This is a genomic window from Bdellovibrio sp. MYbb2 (assembly GCF_056175685.1).
Genome location: NZ_JBJKJI010000002.1, coordinates 657649 through 675397, shown reverse-complemented (window position 1 = coordinate 675397; position 17749 = coordinate 657649). Strand labels below are relative to the sequence as shown.

General features: G+C 51.2%; 16 protein-coding genes. 10 read left to right on the top strand and 6 right to left on the bottom strand.

What is annotated here, in order from left to right; all coding sequences use genetic code 11:
- The first annotated feature begins 26 nt into the window (after positions 1-26).
- From AC04MQ_RS13075 to AC04MQ_RS13060, 4 genes are read left to right on the top strand one after another with little or no spacing between them, the layout of a single operon-like run.
- Complete coding sequence (locus tag AC04MQ_RS13075; protein ID WP_235046271.1) at positions 27-476, top strand: DUF3299 domain-containing protein; 450 nt, start codon at positions 27-29, stop codon at positions 474-476.
- Positions 477-493: 17 nt separating this feature from the next.
- On the top strand, positions 494-991 hold the full coding sequence (locus AC04MQ_RS13070) for a ZrgA family zinc uptake protein (protein ID WP_015090209.1): 498 nt from the start codon (positions 494-496) through the stop codon (positions 989-991).
- Positions 978-1667, top strand: coding sequence for an ABC transporter ATP-binding protein (locus AC04MQ_RS13065; RefSeq protein WP_475392288.1), 690 nt, complete (start codon positions 978-980; stop codon positions 1665-1667). The genes AC04MQ_RS13070 and AC04MQ_RS13065 overlap by 14 nt, the downstream gene beginning before the upstream one ends.
- Entirely contained in the window at positions 1667-2929 is a 1263-nt protein-coding gene (locus AC04MQ_RS13060; protein WP_475392362.1) for an ABC transporter permease, read from the top strand. Before AC04MQ_RS13065 ends, AC04MQ_RS13060 begins: the two co-directional genes overlap by 1 nt.
- A 59-nt stretch (positions 2930-2988) precedes the next feature.
- Here AC04MQ_RS13060 and AC04MQ_RS13055 read toward each other — a convergent pair whose 3' ends face one another.
- Positions 2989-4893: an iron-regulated protein frpA gene (locus AC04MQ_RS13055; protein WP_475392287.1), complete on the bottom strand. Its 1905-nt coding sequence runs from the start codon at positions 4891-4893 to the stop codon at positions 2989-2991.
- A 37-nt stretch (positions 4894-4930) separates the two neighbouring features.
- The gene (locus tag AC04MQ_RS13050) at positions 4931-5215 is read right to left on the bottom strand and encodes a hypothetical protein (protein ID WP_475392286.1); all 285 of its coding nucleotides are present in this window, start codon (positions 5213-5215) and stop codon (positions 4931-4933) included.
- 313 nt (positions 5216-5528) lie between these two features.
- Here AC04MQ_RS13050 and AC04MQ_RS13045 point away from each other — a divergent pair, with 313 nt between their 5' ends.
- The gene (locus tag AC04MQ_RS13045) at positions 5529-5744 is read left to right on the top strand and encodes a hypothetical protein (protein ID WP_475392285.1); all 216 of its coding nucleotides are present in this window, start codon (positions 5529-5531) and stop codon (positions 5742-5744) included.
- On the opposite strand, the gene AC04MQ_RS13040 is transcribed toward AC04MQ_RS13045, so the two are convergent.
- Genes AC04MQ_RS13040 through AC04MQ_RS13030 form a run of 3 tightly spaced genes read right to left on the bottom strand, consistent with a single transcriptional unit; the run spans position 5741 to position 11011 of the window.
- On the bottom strand, positions 5741-7570 hold the full coding sequence (locus tag AC04MQ_RS13040) for an adenylate/guanylate cyclase domain-containing protein (protein ID WP_475392284.1): 1830 nt from the start codon (positions 7568-7570) through the stop codon (positions 5741-5743). The genes AC04MQ_RS13045 and AC04MQ_RS13040 overlap by 4 nt on opposite strands.
- Before the next feature lie 13 nt (positions 7571-7583).
- Positions 7584-9170, bottom strand: a complete 1587-nt coding sequence (locus AC04MQ_RS13035; RefSeq protein WP_475392283.1) for a fibronectin type III domain-containing protein — start codon at positions 9168-9170, stop codon at positions 7584-7586.
- 29 nt (positions 9171-9199) lie between these two features.
- Positions 9200-11011, bottom strand: coding sequence for a FecR family protein (locus AC04MQ_RS13030; protein WP_475392282.1), 1812 nt, complete (start codon positions 11009-11011; stop codon positions 9200-9202).
- A 136-nt stretch (positions 11012-11147) separates the two neighbouring features.
- On the opposite strand from AC04MQ_RS13030, the gene greB reads away from it, so the two are divergent.
- The 3 genes from greB (at position 11148) to AC04MQ_RS13015 (ending at position 13267) form a co-directional block, all read left to right on the top strand.
- Complete coding sequence (gene greB, locus AC04MQ_RS13025; protein ID WP_038452139.1) at positions 11148-11624, top strand: transcription elongation factor GreB; 477 nt, start codon at positions 11148-11150, stop codon at positions 11622-11624.
- 126 nt (positions 11625-11750) lie between these two features.
- The gene (locus AC04MQ_RS13020) at positions 11751-12260 is read left to right on the top strand and encodes a DUF3465 domain-containing protein (protein WP_475392281.1); all 510 of its coding nucleotides are present in this window, start codon (positions 11751-11753) and stop codon (positions 12258-12260) included.
- A gap of 2 nt (positions 12261-12262) precedes the next feature.
- A complete protein-coding gene (locus AC04MQ_RS13015) occupies positions 12263-13267 on the top strand; it encodes a YheT family hydrolase (RefSeq protein WP_475392280.1) in 1005 nt (334 codons plus the stop codon).
- Here AC04MQ_RS13015 and AC04MQ_RS13010 read toward each other — a convergent pair.
- Complete coding sequence (locus tag AC04MQ_RS13010) at positions 13211-13849, bottom strand: glycosyltransferase (RefSeq protein ID WP_475392279.1); 639 nt, start codon at positions 13847-13849, stop codon at positions 13211-13213. The two genes, AC04MQ_RS13015 and AC04MQ_RS13010, sit on opposite strands and share 57 nt — an antisense overlap.
- Positions 13850-13926: 77 nt before the next feature.
- Here AC04MQ_RS13010 and AC04MQ_RS13005 point away from each other — a divergent pair, with 77 nt between their 5' ends.
- Both AC04MQ_RS13005 and AC04MQ_RS13000 read left to right on the top strand, forming a co-directional pair.
- Entirely contained in the window at positions 13927-15447 is a 1521-nt protein-coding gene (locus AC04MQ_RS13005) for a flippase activity-associated protein Agl23 (RefSeq protein WP_475392278.1), read from the top strand.
- A gap of 5 nt (positions 15448-15452) precedes the next feature.
- Positions 15453-17672, top strand: coding sequence for a transglycosylase SLT domain-containing protein (locus AC04MQ_RS13000; protein WP_475392361.1), 2220 nt, complete (start codon positions 15453-15455; stop codon positions 17670-17672).
- Positions 17673-17749: the final 77 nt, after the last annotated feature.

The window sequence follows — 17749 nt, the reverse complement described above, 5'->3', positions numbered from 1 at the left end:
AAGGGGGGAGCGTCTTTAATGGAATTATGAAGAAGTGGGTATTAGCAGGAGCGTTCATACTGGTGGCTGTTTTGGCTGCCGTCATTTATCAGTTTGCCGGATCCGGTGGCGCCGCATTGAATGGTGTCGAGGTCGACTGGCGTCTGCTGGGTGAGATGGACTATGTCACTGGCAATTCCTCTTCCGAGCTGAAGGCGCTGGACGGGAAGACTGTCAAGATCCCGGGCTTCATGGTGCCTCTTGAAGACAATCAGCGCGAAGTGGTGGAGTTCCTTTTGGTGCCAAGCCCTCAGGCTTGCATCCACGTTCCGCCACCACCGCCGAATCAAATGGTGTACGTTAAAATGAAACGCGGATCCGAAGCGGCTGTTGGGCCGATCTGGGTCCACGGAACTTTGAATCTAGTGACTAAGAAGTCTATGTACGGGGACGCCTCGTTCGAACTCATCGGTGAGGCGATCGAACCCTACAAATAACTTTCAAGGAGGTCTTTATGTTGAAAGTTCTTCTGTTTTCCCTGATGGCCATGGCGCATTCCGATCACGCGGCCCACACACAGGCGGCACACGTTCACGGCGCGGGCAAAGTCAGTCTGGCCTTTGATGGCAAAAAAGGAAAATTGGAGTTCCATGCTCCGGCGGAATCCATCTATGGATTCGAACACGCTGCCAAATCCAAAAAGGACAAGCAGAAAAAAGACGAGGCCCTGGCAAAGCTGGGTGAAAAGATGGCCGAGATGGTTGTTTTGGATCCGTCTTTGAAGTGTGAAATCAAGCTGGAGATGTACGAGGTCATTGAAAAGAAAAACCATTCCGACGTGGAAGGGGAGTTCAATATCTCCTGTGAAGCGCCGGTGGCAGGCAGTACCATCACGTTCAATTTCCAGAAAGTCTTCTCGCGCCTGAAAAAGGTGCAGGTCGAAGTGCTGGCCGATCAGGTGCAAAAATCCCTGGAGGTTGGCAAGAACGGAGAAACTCTTGAGCTCAAATGATCTGATCACCATCAGGGATTTGTCTTACACCTATGAAGGTCAGAAAAATCCCACGCTGCACGTTCCTGAATTTACGGTGAAAAAGGGCGAAGAGCTGTTTCTTTACGGTCCCAGTGGCACAGGTAAAACAACGTTGTTAGAGATTCTGGCGGGCGTGCTTCGTCCGACCAGCGGTACTGTGCAGATTCTGGGACGTGATTTTCTTAAGATGTCCGATTCCGAGCGCGACTCTTTCCGCGCCGAACACATGGGCTATGTCTTTCAAAGCTTCAATCTGATTCCTTATCTTTCCGTGCGTGAAAACATCGAACTTCCGTTGCATCTCAGTCCGGCCCGCAAAGCGCGCCTGGGCAGTGTGGACACCGAAATGGTGATCCGCGCTTTGTGCGGCAACCTGGGAATTTCTGATCTGCTGGAAAAAGGTGTCACTGAACTGAGCGTCGGGCAGCAGCAGCGTGTGGCCGTGGCCCGTGCGTTGTTGGGAAAACCGGATCTGCTGTTGGCCGACGAGCCGACCTCCGCTCTGGATGCGGATCATCGCGAAAAGTTCCTGAAGCTTCTGTTTGAGCTTTCTGAGCTTTACGGCACGACGGTCGTGTTTGTGTCTCATGACCGCAGCATTGAAAAACTCTTTACTCGTTCAATCTCCTTAGAATCCATTAACAAGGTTGTGTGATGGTCTTTTTGAAGTTGGCAATCAAATCCCTGAAGAACCGCGCGTTTGCAACAACGCTGACGGTGATCTCCATCGCGTTGAGTGTGGCTTTGCTTCTGACTGTGGAACGCGCCAAACGTGCCGCCGAAGAAGGCTTCACGCAAACCATCAGCAAGACCGACCTGATCGTCGGTGCGCGCAGTGGTCCGCTGCAATTGATTCTGTACACGGTGTTCAATATGGGAAATGCGACTCATAATATTTCCTATGAAACCTATGAAAAAGTAAAAGCGCATCCGGCGATTGAATGGACTATTCCTTATTCATTGGGCGATGGCCATCGTGGCTTCCGTGTGGTGGGGACGACGCAAGACTTCTTTAAACACTATCACTATCGTGGTGATCAGCAGGTGAAGTTTGCCCATGGCAAAGAATTCGCTGACATCTGGGATGTGGTGGTGGGTGCTGATGTGGCCCGCAAACTGAAATACACTTTGGGTGATCGTATTGTTGTCGCGCACGGTGTGACCAAGGGCGAAGGCATTTTGCAGCACGATGACCGTCCGTTTGTGATTTCCGGTATTCTTGAACCAACCGGAACTCCGCTGGACCGTGCGGTTTACATGTCCCTTCAGGGGATGGAAGCTTTGCACGTGGACTGGCAAGATGGCGCCGCTCCGGCGATGGACAAAGTTATTCCGCGTGAACAGCTGACGAACGAATTGAAAGTTCACACCATCACGGCGTTCTTTGTGGGTGCCAAGTCCCGCATCGAAACTTTGAAACTTCAGCGCGAGATCAACACTTATGAAGGCGAGCCCTTGCTGGCGATCATCCCCGGGGCGACTTTGAGCGAACTTTGGAATGGATTGTCTTATGTTGAAGGCGTGCTTCGCATGATTTCCTGGATGGTTGTAGCCGTGGGCTTTATGGCCATGTTGATTGCCCTGACAACAACACTGAACGAGCGCCGTCGCGAAATGGCGATCTTGCGTGCGGTGGGTGCGAAGTCCAATCAGATTCTGGGTCTGTTGGTGTTCGAATCCGCTCTTTTGACGGCGGTGGGTGTGGCGTTGGGGCTTGTGACGTCCTGGGGTTTGATCGCGGTGTTGAAACCGTGGATTGAAACCGAGTTCGGTCTGTATCTTGTCGGGCCATGGGTCACCCGTTATGAATTGATGTATCTGATCATCACACTGGTTGGCGGGACGCTGATTGGTTTGATTCCGGCTTTGCGTGCGCAGAAGCTGGCCTTGAAAGACGGACTGAGCGTTCGTATCTAAATAAAAAAACCGCAGGTGTTGCGACCTGCGGTTTCATGTCTCTTAGGTTTCGGAATTATCTACTGAACAATTTGTGCAAGCTGGGCACCTCCTACAGCCGGAAGGCCCGTCGTATCAACATTTTCCAGGATCACACCTGGTTTAGCTTTAAAGAATATATCCACCATCAGACGGAATTCCACATCCTGACCGTCTTTGTCTTTACCGGTTGCCAGGCGGGTCAGCAGTTCTTCTTCTGCCAGTTCGGTTTCACCCTGTTTGAACATCAGGAACGGAGAGCGCAATTCAGTGCTGTTGCCGTACTTGTCTTTTTCATTGGCATAAACCACGTGGCAGGCATTGATCGCAGCCACTTTCGCCTCAGCCAGGCCGATCACTTCACCGGCATCTGCCACCGCGTTGCGGTTTTTGTCCACCCAGACTTTGATTTTCTGGCTGTACAGTTCACCGTCCCAGGGACCCAGGTAATGTTTCTTTGGATCTTCGGACTGACAGTCTTTCGCCGCCAGCGCCGCCAAAGTTTCAAAACCGTTGGCAAAAGTTTTTTCTTCACCGTTCACAGACACCTTCATCTGGGAACCAAACAGGTTCTGAGAACTTGTGATGCTGCCATCCGCATTCGGGACCACTAGAAAGCCGTCATCAATTTCACGACTGAAGTGGGTTTTATTCACGCTGTTTGTAGACTCGCGCACCACCAGATTGCCCCCCAGCCAAGCCGTCATATGAGTCACCGGTGCCTGGATGTTCGCAAGGTTGAAAAAGCTTCCGCCTTCAAGGCTGGACGTGCGCACGTTTTTTACACCCAAATCCAGAACCAGAGGAGTGTACTTCGTGCTCATCGCTGTACCTTCGACACCGGAATGAACCAGCCACTGGATCAGTTGCGGCACACCTTCGTAGGCAGACAGGGTGCCGGCCTTGGAAGTGCGCTGGGAGGAAAGCACGTTGGTCACGAATTCACGTTCGGTCCAAAGGGTTCTCAAAGAGAAGATTTCTTTGAAGGTCAAACGCACTTCATCACCGCGGGTCAGGCCTTTGCTCAGCTTGATGAATTCCGGTGTCAGAATGCTGACAGTCTTGCCGGATTTATCGACAACGTTTTCACGCAAGTCGGCGACATAAAGAGCCACGATGTTTGGAGTTCCATCGCCCAGTTTTTTGAACAGACGGGGACTGCCGGAATCAACCGTGCTTTCATAGGATTCACCATAGTACAGATTGCGCAAAGAATGGTTTTGTAATGCCAGCACATCCGCTGGAGCCGCTGCACCTTCTTCAAATACAGTCACTGCACCGGCGTCATCAACACTGGCAATGGCGCGCACGGTGCTGAAAAAACATTTTTCACCCGCGATGAATTCACGACGGGCTTGGTGGTGGTCGGCGATATAGTGGAAGTGATTGGTTTTCACCGCTGCTTTATTGCAGTTCGTGGACCATTTGCAGGCATCCGCCGCACTGTCTTTTTTAGCCGCGCCCACATAGAAAGGTGTCACACCATTGGATTCTTTACGCAGAATGGATCTTTCGTGAGACCACTGTGCAATCGCGTCTTCAGCACTGCCGGCCGAAACAGAAAAGCGCACAGGAATCAAAGAAGTGTCTGCTTTCGCAGCCGCCAGGGCTGCCTGGCGTTCTTCTTCATAACGGTCACTGCCGTCAGCACGTTGACGCTCGCAGTTTGAAACGGCTTTGCCGTTCAAGCCTTCGTCCGCGGCAATATTGGGTGTCATGGAATCGTCACCCTGACTGATGTCCGACATGTGTTTATATGGATTGAACGGATCGACTTTCGGTTCTTCAACTTCCGGGATCACCGGCGTCTGACCGAAAACGTTGTCCGTCAAAGAGCTTTGTTCAAGGACTGAGGGGGCAAAACGTACAGGTTGGCTGCAACCTACGACAGCCTCAACAAGCGCTCCACACAGAACAATTTTTGAAAGTTTAGTTACTTTATTCACGAAAATCCCCCCGGATTTAAAACTGAATACCTGCGAACTAGTGATTCTGGTCGCGCAGTGATTTCACTTCGACTTCGTCCTCCAGCAGGAACGGATTGTATTTCACCGGATTGCGTGTGCTTTGCACGACGGTGATCACTTCACCTTTAAAGGTGTTTTCTGAACTGACATTGCGTGTGATGGTGTTGTTCAGATTCTTGGCAGCAGCGTTGTTTTCTTCAATCATCTGATTAAAGTCACCGGTGCCGATACCATCTTTTGCAAAACTATTTACTGGTGCGAACAGTGTGAATAGTAAAAGTCCACCCATTACCTTCTTCATAGCATCCCCCCGTGGGAATGTTCCTAAAGCAACGGTCAGGCCAGCACTTAAGTGATTGAAATCGTGTGCGCGCCGCTGTTTACGTTTTGGTGGCGTTACCATTCCTTAATTTCTGTGAATGCTTGATTTGTCTGGGATAAACCTGAAAAGCGCCCACTGTTTAAACATGGGAATTGGATGTACAGTCCGCTAACAGGGGGTGGGGAACGTCAACCAGCTTTTAGACAGTGACCAGGGTATCAACGGCAATAAGCAATAGGTTGCTTTAAAGGCGGCAAGGGAAATGCAAGGGTAGTGGATTCCGGGGGGAATCATGCGTATCAATCTTAAGCTAGTGCTTTTGTGTCTGCTGCTTATTAATGTTGTTTCCTGCGCCAGCGTGGGAACGAAAGATCCCACCAGACAGGTGCATGTGACCGAAGCCTTTATATATCCAGAGTATAGACAGACTGTTGCGGTGGCTGAAGAATTCAGTCGCAAGCAGGTGGCGGCGGCAGGCACTTCACGCGCTCCCGCCAGCGTACCCTAAGCTGCGTCTTTGATTTTGACCTTGTCAGCGGCTTCCGCTTCATAGTCAGAATAGGCTGTGCGCACTTCGACCATCGAGCCATCTTCCGCTCGATAGCCACGCACCTTGAACATTTTCAAAGCCTCCGAGCGTCCTTTGACCTCGGCGGCACCGGCAAGTTCGGTCTTGAAGTCTTCACCGATTTTTTCGATGACGGTGTCTGAAATCAACAGATCCGCACCGAAAGCCTTGGTGGAGGCTTCAATTCGCGAAGCCGTATTCACCGTGTTTCCGATCACCGTGTACTCCATACGCTCGTCAGAACCAATGGTACCGGAAATTGCTTTCCCTGCGTGCAGGCCCATACCGATGTTGATCGGCGGCTGTTCGCGGGCGATACGGCGTTCATTCAGGCCTTCCAAAGCGCGGCGCATTTCAAGACACGCACGCACGGCCTGGTGGGAATCGCGGTCCGAACTTTTCGGCGCACCCCAAACTGCCATGATCGCATCGCCGATGAATTTATCCACAACCCCGCCGTGGGAGTTGATGATTTTAACCATCACACCAAAGTATTCATTCAGCATTTCAACGACCTCTTCCGGAGATCGTTTTTCCGAGAACGCCGTGAAACCGCGAATATCCGAGAAGAAGACGACAACGTCCTTGGTCTGACCGCCGACGCCGATGTCCTTGTTGATCAAGTCCTCGGCAACGGAAGATCCGTGGAACTTCGAGAACAGGCTTTTCACCTTGTCGCGTTCCTTCAAGCCCTCGGTCATGTGATCGAAGGCTTCGGCCAGATCGCCCACTTCATCATGGGATTTTACCTGGGCACGGGCTTTGACGTTGAAGTTCCCTTTGGACACGAGGTTGATCATCTCCGCCAGTTTTTCAATCGGGGAGGTCAGGGTCATAGAGAACAGGAAGATAAAGAAAATTGCCATCGAGATCGCGGAACCCGCGACGAAGATCGCCCGGCGTTTCACCTCGCGGGACACTTCCAGGATGGTTTCTTCCGAGGTCTGGGAAATCACCGTGGCACCGTAAGATGTTTTTACGGAAGCCCCGAAATAATCCTTGTCGTTGTCAGGATTCAGGAACTTCGTCTGGAACTGCGGGGACTTTTGTGTCAGGGCTTTTTGCACGATCGGGTATTTCGCCATGTTCAGGCGTGCCATGGCTTTTTGCTCGTCCTTGTGGGCTAAAAGTTCCCCATGGCGGTCAATCAGGTACTGCGTGCGCTCAGAAGGGTCAGTGAAGGGCTTTTCAAATGGAGCCAGAGTCACATCGGCCAAAGCCACATGAGTGATCTTACCCTGTTCATCGCGGATCAGCGGAATGCCAATCGTGATCATTGCCGGAGCTTTGGGATAAGTGGCATTTTTGATTTCAATGCTTCCCTGAGCCACAGAGCGGATCGGGAACTTCTGCCACGAGCGAACGTGAATCATGTAAGTGGAATTAAGGCCGTACGGTTTCAGCACGTCATCTTTCACACGACGAGCCACGGTTTCCACACTGGTGCCGTCCAGTTTCAGGACTTCCAGGGCAATGAAGTTTTTGTCTTTGGTAAAGTTGAAGTCAAAGTTATCGCCGGTGTCAGCCTGTTCGTTGGTTCTTTTGGTCAGCAGGGAAGCGGTGACACGGGTTTTGTCCACCAGATTGGCGATGATGTTTTCGATCTCTTTGGCTTTGGCTGCGGCAGATTCAAGGTTCGCGATATCGACCTGCTCTGCGGCTTTCTTCTCAAAGTAAGAGGATGAAATCCAGGTGATGGTCCCGGTGGCGGCAACCAGGATCAGGATTGTGACTGTAATGAGTTTTGTCGAAATAGGTATTCTCATAGTTCTCTCCTGATCAGAAGCTCCACTCGGCAAAGACGTTTAGATAGTTACCAATAATGGTGGACTCGTTGACGTCACCGTCCGAGGCAAAGCTGTCCGTTCCGGTTTTAGCCTTGTACGACATTTTGTCTTCGCGCATGGCATAACCAATCAATCCTGTAAATCGTGGGGTGAAACGATAACTTCCCAGGAAGCCGAATTGGGTCGACATCTTGGGTTCCATCGGCTCACCATTCGGCGTGCTGATTTTCATCAGGGACATGTAAAGATGCGCATTCACCTGAATACCCAGTTTCGGCGTCAGGGAATACCAGTACTCGGCACCAAAGTGCGGACCGGCAGAGCTGATTTTTAGATCTTCTGAAGATCCCGAGAATGGATCACCCACAGTTTCAGGCAGTTCCTTATAATAAGGACCGGCCTGGAAGCGCACTTCGCCGCGGTCACCCATGGCACGACGGTAAACGGCGTTGGCTTCGGCAGAAGCGAATGTCTGGGTTTTGCCGTTGAAGGTGAAACCGCTCATGTCGATGATTCCCAGGAAACCCCATGGAGTGTTTGGATTGAACCAACCCACGCCCATACGGCCGGTGCCGCCCAGGGCTTTGTATGCCACGGACGAGTTTTTTTCCGGGTTCACACCCTGATAGGACATTTCAGTGATCAGATAACTTGCAACCGCATACCAGCCCGTGACGCGATCGATGGATTTACGAACCAGGGCCGTGTATTCAGCCGCCGGAGAACGATCCCCACTGCGCACCGAGAACGATTGTTTCGCCAGTGGGGCCGACGGGCGCAGGTCCGACTTGGCACGAACCACAACCTGATACTTTCCGCCCGGCAGATTGTCATCAAATGGCAATGTGTCTTGCTGATAGTTTTCATACACTTTCAGCTTTTCCCATTTTTTATCGGCCATGTTGTATTTCAAAAGATAAACGTCGTAACTGGATACGTGATCAGGGCGATTCCATTTCAGCTCGCGCACGAAATCACTTTCCGGCTTTTCGATGCGTGGATTTTCAACGGGTTTACCCAGCAGGGTGAACTGACCCACGGCGGTCGCATCACTGGTGATGCCCTCGTTGTTGGATGAAGAAACTTTCCACGTATAGTGCGACGCCACTGGAACTTTCACTTTAAAGGACGGATCCTTCAAAGTTTCAGTGATCTGGGTTTTGCCGTCATCCGAAGTCAGCACGAAATGATACTGATCAGCGCCGCCCACGGGCGCCCATTTGAACTCAAGGGAAGTGGTGTCGGTTTCTTTCGTCGCCATTTTTACACGGGCACCTGGGAATTTCAGTACAGCGGTTTCAAGGCCGACGTTGAATTCACTTGGCTCACTCCAGTCACCGGGAACGCCCCGATAGTCACGCGAACGCAGCTTCATCATGTACTTGCCCGGAGTCAGTCGACCATTCCAGGCGGCTTCTGAAACTTTGAAAGTGAAGGTTTTAGCTTCTTCTTCCTTGCTGGATTTAACTTGTTTCAGTTCGATTTCATAGGACTTGGCGTTCTCAATGGCTTCCCACTCGAAGTTCACCAGACGACGATAAGGCGCCGCCAGAACCATCGAGGTCCAGAAAGAGATCATTAATAAAATGAACGCACTGCCTAACTTCATCAATTAACCTTGATCTTCTTTAAGGTAGGGGCTCGCACATTGGACTTGTCCGGAACCAGCAGTTTTCTGACCGGACCGGCCTGGCTGTTTCTTCCATAGGTGTCAACAGCTGTCAGTTCGACTTCATATTCACCCGGCAAAAGATTTCTTAACGCCGTGGAGTTTTGCATGTACTTGCTGCGTTTCAGTTCCTTGCCGTCTTTACGAATGGTCAGCCAGTATTCTTTCGCACCTTCAACTGCATTCCAGGTCAGCTGTGTGCGACCGTCCATTGAAGCCTGCAAAGTGCCTTCGGCTGGCGTGAAGCTTGGCGCTTCCAGCAACGGCAGGGGACTGACGGTCAGGATCTGAGAACTTGTCGTGCCCAGAACTTTTCCGTCTTTATTTAATGCCTCGATCGAAGCGATGTAGCGGCCCGGGCGGGCCACGGGTGCCTGCACTTGCGTGTTTTGAACTTCTTTGACGTCAAAGCTTTGTGCCAGGGCGGGGTCTTCTTCTTCGGTGTGATATTTCACGCGCCATGCAGAGACATTTTCAGTCTTGTCCACCTTCCAGGATAGGCCCAGGCGTGGTTTTTCAACATAGTACTGAACCATGTCTTTTTCAGGCATGGTGAAGTTGATCTGAACGGGGACGAATTCGACTTTGGCGTTCACCTGGCTTGCAGGTTTGATTGTGAACTTCTGCACTTTGCCCAAAGACGGCTTGTCCGTATCCAGGAAGTACGTGGTCATGCGCCAGTAATAAGAGCCGGATTTCAGGCCCGGGGCGGTGAAAGAATCTTCCTTGGTGAACGTATTGGTGGAGATTTTGTTTTTCAACTGTTCATCCCCCCACAGTTCCAAAGTCATCTGGCGGGTGTCTTCACCCATCTGCCATTTAAAGGACATGTTATAAGGAGTCTGTACCGCTGGCACTTCAGCATCTGCGGTCGGGAAGACCATGGTCGGCGCATAGCGAGCCAGAACTTCTGTTTTATAGATAGGGCTTTCGGCAGCCACCGACCCTTGCGGATTTGTCGCTACAAGTTTCCAGTAGTGACGGCCGAAGGGCAGTGAAGCCATAAGTTGATTTGCATTGGGAGCAGCCTTCATCAGCGGTTTCAGCTGTTTTCGGCTGGGGCCCACCCACAACGTGATGTTGGAGTTGGCCGGGAAGCCCTGCCATTGGAACGGCACTGCTTCTGGATTTTCCGCATCCATCGCCACGGGTTTTTGTGGCAGTGGAGTCAGGATTTTGACTTCTTCACGTGTGGTCAGTTCTTTGCTTTGACCGTCAGAGCCTTTGATGGATGCTTTACCTTCAAGGACTTGAACGTCGACAGAATCGCCGCGGCCTTTGGAAAGACTTGCGGAAGCCTGGGACAGATCGACTTTACCGTTGGCGGAATTGAGCACCAGCCCCGGGGCATCACTGTCAGTGGCTCCGGTTTTGGCATTAACGAACAAGCTACCTTCCATCAAATCCAGGGCGATTTCACCTTCGGATTTTTTGATCACGATCAGGGATTCCGGTTCCAGATCCAGATAACGATCGGAATCCACGAACTGAATGCGCACTTCACCGCGTTCACTGGTACGAATGGCTTCGCCGTTGTACAGAGGCTCACCCGAATTGACGAGCTGCCACAACAGACGTGAAGCCGGACGGCGCTGAATGTCTTCAACAACTTTTCCGACATACGCCAGCGGTTTTTCATTGGAATTGGAGGAACGTGTGTCAGCCGTGGACTGATACCAGAACCACGTCGCAGCAAAAACGGATGACGAGCTTAGTGCAGCGATAAGCAGACGTTTCCACTGTTTTTTCATCGATTCCTCCTCATCCTTTTTTCGGAGTAACTGTCTCAGTATTAAAGGGAGCTAAAGTCTAGGTCCGAGGATGTGATCAAGAAATTGTGGAAAGTTTGCTGGAAGGCTTCTGGAAGATGGTCTAGAGTCTTGCCATATGGATAACAACAAGAACTACATCACCCCCGAAGGTCTGGCTAAATTGAAGGCGGAATATCACGCGCTGATGCACGTGGAGCGCCCTAAATTGGTGGAAGTTGTGGCGTGGGCTGCCAGTAACGGGGACCGCTCAGAAAACGCGGATTATCAGTATGGCAAACGTCGTTTGCGCGAAATCGACCGTCGTGTGCACTTCCTGACCAAACGAATCGAAGATGCCGAGCTGGTGGACCCAAAACAGATGAAGGGCACAACGGTGCTTTTCAGTGCCACAGTCACATTGGTCAATGAAGACGGTGATGAAGTCGTGTATCAGATCGTCGGTGAAGACGAGTTTGATCCGAAAGCGGGCAAGATTTCCTGGAAGTCTCCTGTGGCGCGTGCGCTTCTGGGAAAAAAATTGGGAGATGAGGTGCGAATCATCAAGCCTGCCGGCGAAGAGTTCGTAACTATCGAGAACGTGGAGTTTAAGTAAATTTTACAGATTGTTTCAGATCAGTCTTTAATGGTTTCAGAGAGGGATGTTTCAATGGCATCCCTTTTTTATTGGTTGTCTTTGTCCGCACATTTTAGCAAACTCCCGCGCATAGCAGGGGGAGCTATGAAATTCATCACTAAAGTCAGCATTTATCTTTTCGCCTTCGTCGTTGTTTTCGCTCACGTTGAAACTGTTGAAGCAAAGCGCCGCAACAATCGTGAGGAATCCTGGGAAAACAATCGCCAGAGCGAAGACTCTAGTTACGAGCCGTCCGCATCTTTGGACGAAACTGCCAGTGATTCCGATCTGGTACGCGCGGTGAACGACCGTCGTCGTGAGGACTTCGTTGAAGGTGGCAGCCTGACAGTTGTAAAGGTTCTGCCTGATGACAACAGTGGTCTGGAGCATCAAAAGTGGGTTGTTCGTCTTTCCAATGGCGAGCTGATGCAAGCTGTGTATAATTTAGATATGTGCCCGCGTGTGCCTTTGAAAGTTGGCGACGTTATCGCCATGGGCGGGCAGTTTATCTGGACGAACAAAGGTGGCCTGCTGCACTGGCTTCACCACGATCCCCGCGGCAGACGCCCGGATGGATATGTGTACGTGAACGGGCAGTACTACTGTAAGGAGTAGACTTGCAACGACTGAACCTGATTTCATGTGCAGCGCCTTTTTGGGCCGACAGCGGTCACGGTCAGACATTGTGGGCTCACTTTTTAAAGTCAGCAGAGCTGTCACATTTCGGTAAAAAATTTGAAGTCGATCTTCCTGACGGGGATCGACTTTTTTGTTCCTGGATCAAGGGTCACACCAATCTGGTGGTCAGTCTTTTCCACGGTCTTTCCGGGGATGTCACCTCGGACTATATGCAAAGAACCGCGCTGATCTGTCAGCAGCTGGGGCATTCGGTTGTGCTGGTCAATCACCGTGGTGCCGGTGAAGGTGCGCCTTTTGCCAAACGCCCGTATCATTCCGGCAGTGCCGAGGATGTGTCCGTGGTGCTTGGGGAGCTTCGTCAGATGTTCCCGAATAAAAAACACATCTCGGTGGGATATTCTTTAAGCGGCAACATCATGCTGTGCCTGCTGGGCGGATATGGTGGCAAGAACAAGCCTGATGGGGCGATCACCGTCAATGCGCCTTTGAATCTGCAATCAGGTTCTTTGCTTTTGAAGTCCGGCTTTAATCGCGTTTATGACATGCGTTTTGTTTTGCGTCTGCGCAAGCTGGTGGAAGAAAAACATCGCATGGGTTTGATTTCAGAAAAATACGAAATTCCCAAGTGGGCCACGATTTGGGACATGGATCAGATTTATACGGCTCCGGCTTCGGGCTTTGCCAGTCGCGAGGATTACTATCAGCGCTGTTCATCCATCCAGTATGTTTCGGGTATTGATGTGCCAACGTACACCCTGACGTCTGCGGATGATCCGTTTGTGGATGTCGGTGATTACCTGCGCGCACCGTTTTCCAAACACGTACAGCTGCATATTGAAAAGCGCGGTGGCCACATGGGCTATCTGCACCGTCAGTCTTTGCCTGTCGGCGGCACGCGCTGGCTGGATTACTATCTGCACGAGGCTTTAAGAGGTCTTGAAAGCACACTCAACGAAAAGGTTCCAGCGCTGTCTCCAAAGTGAGAAGCCTGGCAATGTCTGTCCTGATTCAAACACCGGAATTTCCAAAACACGAAGCTGCTGACGGCGAAGGCCTCCCAGCAGTTGCGGTCCCAGATACCAGCCTGTGTACTTACGGGGTTCGGCGGCCAGCTTTTCAATGGCGGCTTTTTTAAACAGCAGAATCTCGCTTAAAGGGTCGTGGGGGCATTGCGGGAACTTGTCGCGCAAAATGCGGTTGAAGCTGTCTTCCATTTGCTGACGGGGGTGAGGCCCTTTCAGGAAGGGACTGTCTTTTTTCTTGTAGCGATCGCCCCAGCAAATGTCATAACCTTCTTCGGTCATCAGGTTTTGCAGCAATTTGAAGTAGTCCGCCAAGGGCGTGTTCATGTCCACGGATGTGATTGCTGAAAACGGGGCCTGGCTGTTTTTCAGGCCCTGCCACAAACTGGCCGCACGGCCCAGCTTCTTGGAATTTTGCAGAACGCGCACAGGGCCCTCGGTCGGGGGCACCACACAGCCTTTTTCGGCGACGACAATGACTTCATAGTTCAGTGGGAACTTGGCAAAAAAACCGCGCAGGTCGCGCAGGTATGCCGGAAGCATTTCAGGATGTTCCAAATATACAATCAGTGAGCAGTGTGGGGTTGACACGGAAGATTCCATCTTTACGATAGTTAACAATGAAATCTTTCAAGGTCACGAACTTCTCTCATGCGGCTTTCTGGGCGGGGCTTTTCCTGCTGGCTTTGATCAGTCGTTTTGCTCTTTTGACCAATAAGCCCATTCATTTTGACGAAAGCATCAATGGCTGGTTCGTGATGCAGATGTCAAAGCTTGGCTACTATAAGTACGATCCCAACAACTATCACGGTCCGATGTATTTCTATGTGCTGCAGGGGTTTGAAGCTTTGTGGGGTCGCAGTTTGGAAACCCTGCGCGCGGTGCCTTCTGTGTTCAGCGTGCTTAGTGTGATGGTGCTGGCCTGGGGCGCCCTTCGCCCCAAAGCGGTCAACATGGTGATGGCGGTGCTGGTGCTGCTTAGCCCGGCCTTTGTCTTTTTTGGCCGTTCGGGAATTCATGAAATGCCTTTTGTGTTTTTTCAGCTAATGGCCGGCATGGGTATACTGCGCTGGATCGGTCGTCAGGATGAAAAAGCGTTGGGGCTTTTCCTGATCGGACTTTGGGGGATGATGGCGCTGAAGGAAACATTCGTGATCACGATGTTTGCCTGGGTGGTGGCCTTTTTGACTCTGGGCTTAGGCCATCTGCGCACGATGTTTTCACCGGAAACCATCCGTCTGGCGTGGAGCGGGCGCCTGACCGTGTTGACGGTCCTGCTGACTTTGGTCTTCCTGCAGTTGTTCACGGGCTTTTACCAGAATCTTTCGGGCATTGTTGATTTCTTCAAAGCCGTTCTGCCGTGGTTGAAAACCGGGGTGCATGGTCACGGTCATGAAAAAAGCGCGTGGTACTGGCTGCAGGTTCTGTATACGGCAGAACCTTTGGTTCTGTTCGGGGGTTTGCTGGCGGTTGTGGGTGTTTTTTCCAAACGCAAAGAATTGCGTGCGGCGAGCGTGTTTTCACTGGTGCAGCTGCTGGTGTATTCGTTGATTCCGTACAAGACTGTGTGGTGTGTGCTGTCGCTGGTCTGGGGATTTTACTTTGTTTTGGCCATGAGTCTGGTGAATGCTTTTGAAACCCGTTTCGTCGGCCGTCATGTGTTGGCCGGAGTGGCGGTGATATTGGCGGCGCTGGGCCTGCGCAGTGCCTGGATTTCAGTGTACCAAAGACCCATTGATTTGACGCACCCTTATGTCTACGTCAATTCCAGCTATGAGCTGGTGCAGGTCTCTGACCTTATCACCGGTAATATCCTGAAAAAACCTTCGTTGGCCCAACTAAGAATGCAAGTCGGCATGAAAGAACAGTGGCCATGGCCGTGGCTTTTGCGTTATTCAAATAATCTTTCTTACGAGCTTTGCAGCAAGCGCATCGTGGAAGAAGCATCTGCTTATTTCTGTGATTATAATGTGGGCGAATATGTTGAACGTCTGCTGAACGAACCGTACTGGAAGCTGGAAGTGGTCTTCCGCCAATCGCGGGAACCATCTTTGATTTATCTGCGCAAAGCTGATTTTGATATGACTGATTACAAAGGACCCATGCAAAGCGTGGGACCTGAGCTGGAGGAGTCTCCGTGAAAAAAATGATCATGGCCGGTGGCCTTCTTATTGGAAGTGTTTCATTGGCCCAAGTTCAAAAAGTGGATGTAAAAAAAGAACTGCCGAAAGCACCGGTGGTGGATCTGTATAAAATTGCAGACGCAAAGAAAGCCGTAAAACTTTCGCCGCTGTCGCAGTTGAAAGATTACGAAATTCATCTGAAATGGGCGGAATGCGCGCGTCTGGCGCCGCAGGTCTTTACGGCGAACAAGGATCTGCGTGGATGGGTCGGTGTCTCGTGGCTGCACTGTCTGGATGAAGCACAGAAGAAAGTCAAAGACCGCGCGGGCGTGGATCGCGCACTGACCACGATGGAATCTCACAAGGATCTTTTCCGCAATGGCCCGTGGTCGTCAAATCTTGAAAAATACTATCTGGATTTCAAGATGGTGCAGCTGGAAGATCAGGTGACCCGCAAAAATAAAAAAGCGGCTGTCAGCATTGATGCTTTGTTATCCAGTAGCACCTCCATGAACCGTGAACAGAAGTCCAAGGCCTATCAGCTGCTGGGTGATCTGGCGATGCTGGACAATAACTACAACGAAGCGCAGTTCTTCTTTGAACAGGCGCAGGATCAGAAAGATTCCAAATATCTTCAGGAAAAACTGGATTTCATCGCGAAGACTAAAACAACGGTGATGCCTCCGGCAAAGACTGCCACCACGGCACCTGAAATTGCGGGTGATGAAGCCCGAATTGAAGAACGTATCAAACTTGCACAAAAGCAGAATGATCCTATCGCGGCTTTGAAAGACAGTGTGCAGATTCTGAATGAATACCCGGGCAGCCGCGCGGCTCGTCGTCAGAAAGACAAGCCGCTGGAAATTTACAATTCCCTGAGCGAAAAACTGGTCAAGGTCAAAGCTTTGAACGAAATGGAAGAAGCCGACACCGCCCGTTTGATGGAATGGGCGCACAGCATGCATCGTCGTGCGGACTATTCCGGTTCATTGTCTTTGGCGACAAAAGCATTGGATAAGAACCCGCAGGCACCTTCGACCACATCGGCTTTGTGGATCGCCAGCCGTTCGGCGCATTTCCTGGGTCAGTACGACAAGGCACTGGAACTTTATAAAAAACTGTACACTTATCATCTGGGCTCGGATGAAGCGGCAGAAGCATTGTTCCGCGCAAGTCTGATTTATTTCCGCAAGCAGGACTATACAAGCTCTTCGGCTTTGCTGGAGCGTCTGCTGCAACAGGGACGTGATCGCTATGATCTGAACGGGCAGTACTGGCTTGTGCGCTCTTTGCAGGAAAGCAAGTCTGACCGGGCCGCTCAGGCCGCGGCTGATTTGATCGAGCGTTATCCGTTTTCTTACTATGGACTTCGTCTGCGCGCAGAATCGCAAAAAGGCAAACTGTCCTGGCCGGACAATAAAGACAAAGCGCCAGCGCTGGGGAATGAATTCTATGTGGTGGGCGCACAAAAAAGTGCGTGGCACCGATTCAAAGCTTTGTCTGAAGCCGGTTGGGTGAGCGAAGCGCAGGAAGAGTTGTCCTCTGTGCCGTTCCTGAAAGATGCCACGCTGAAAGTTCAATTGGCAGAAAAACTGGTGGAGCGTCATCAGTATGTGACCGCGATTCGCTGGATCAACGAGGCCATGGAAGCCGATCCACGTTTGCGTCGCGAGCAGTTCGTGAAGATCGGATACCCGGAAGCCTTTGCCAGCCTGTATCAGGCTGAGGCGGATCGTTATGGTGTCGACGCAGTTTTGTTTAAAAGTCTGACTCGTCAGGAAAGTGCCTTCAATTTGAAGGCAGTGTCGACCTCGAATGCACTGGGCCTGATGCAGATGATTCCGCCGACAGCTCAGGAAGTGTCCAAGAAACTGGGCATGAAGGTGGAGCTTCCCGACGATATGTTCCGTCCTGAAGTGAACATTCCGATGGGGTCTTTCTATGTCTCCCAGATGTTAGACCAGTTCCAGGGAAGCGTTCCTTTCGCTCTGGCTGCTTATAACGCAGGACCCTATCGCATGAAGCTGTGGATCGATGCAAGAGCTGAGGTCAGCGAACTACTTGCCAAGCCCAGCTCGGCCCCGGTGGATGAGTTGTGGTTTGATGAGCTGCCATGGACGGAAACAAGCTTTTACGTGAAGGCGATTCTGCGCAACGTCCTGCTGTATAGACTGTCAGAGAAGGGCAATTACGAGGTAAATCCCGTCTTATGGCAGGATTTGCTCAACAAAAAGGCAAAATAAGGGCGATGTTTTATTGAAAAAACCTCTCGAGTTTTGTAGCCTGAAAACTCAGTCGGAGGACTCATGAGGAGACTTTT

Excerpts from the sequence above, each read along its gene's own strand:
- greB (WP_038452139.1), top strand. The coding sequence starts at position 11,148 with ATGGATAACAACAAGAACTACATCACCCCCGAAGGTCTGGCTAAATTG.
- AC04MQ_RS13005 (WP_475392278.1), top strand. The coding sequence starts at position 13,927 with ATGAAATCTTTCAAGGTCACGAACTTCTCTCATGCGGCTTTCTGGGCG.
- AC04MQ_RS13000 (WP_475392361.1), top strand. The coding sequence starts at position 15,453 with ATGATCATGGCCGGTGGCCTTCTTATTGGAAGTGTTTCATTGGCCCAA.
- AC04MQ_RS13030 (WP_475392282.1), bottom strand. The coding sequence starts at position 11,011 with ATGAAAAAACAGTGGAAACGTCTGCTTATCGCTGCACTAAGCTCGTCA.
- AC04MQ_RS13020 (WP_475392281.1), top strand. The coding sequence starts at position 11,751 with ATGAAATTCATCACTAAAGTCAGCATTTATCTTTTCGCCTTCGTCGTT.
- AC04MQ_RS13045 (WP_475392285.1), top strand. The coding sequence starts at position 5,529 with ATGCGTATCAATCTTAAGCTAGTGCTTTTGTGTCTGCTGCTTATTAAT.
- AC04MQ_RS13060 (WP_475392362.1), top strand. The coding sequence starts at position 1,667 with ATGGTCTTTTTGAAGTTGGCAATCAAATCCCTGAAGAACCGCGCGTTT.
- AC04MQ_RS13075 (WP_235046271.1), top strand. The coding sequence starts at position 27 with ATGAAGAAGTGGGTATTAGCAGGAGCGTTCATACTGGTGGCTGTTTTG.
- AC04MQ_RS13040 (WP_475392284.1), bottom strand. The coding sequence starts at position 7,570 with ATGAGAATACCTATTTCGACAAAACTCATTACAGTCACAATCCTGATC.
- AC04MQ_RS13050 (WP_475392286.1), bottom strand. The coding sequence starts at position 5,215 with ATGAAGAAGGTAATGGGTGGACTTTTACTATTCACACTGTTCGCACCA.
- AC04MQ_RS13035 (WP_475392283.1), bottom strand. The coding sequence starts at position 9,170 with ATGATCTCTTTCTGGACCTCGATGGTTCTGGCGGCGCCTTATCGTCGT.
- AC04MQ_RS13070 (WP_015090209.1), top strand. The coding sequence starts at position 494 with ATGTTGAAAGTTCTTCTGTTTTCCCTGATGGCCATGGCGCATTCCGAT.
- AC04MQ_RS13010 (WP_475392279.1), bottom strand. The coding sequence starts at position 13,849 with ATGCTTCCGGCATACCTGCGCGACCTGCGCGGTTTTTTTGCCAAGTTC.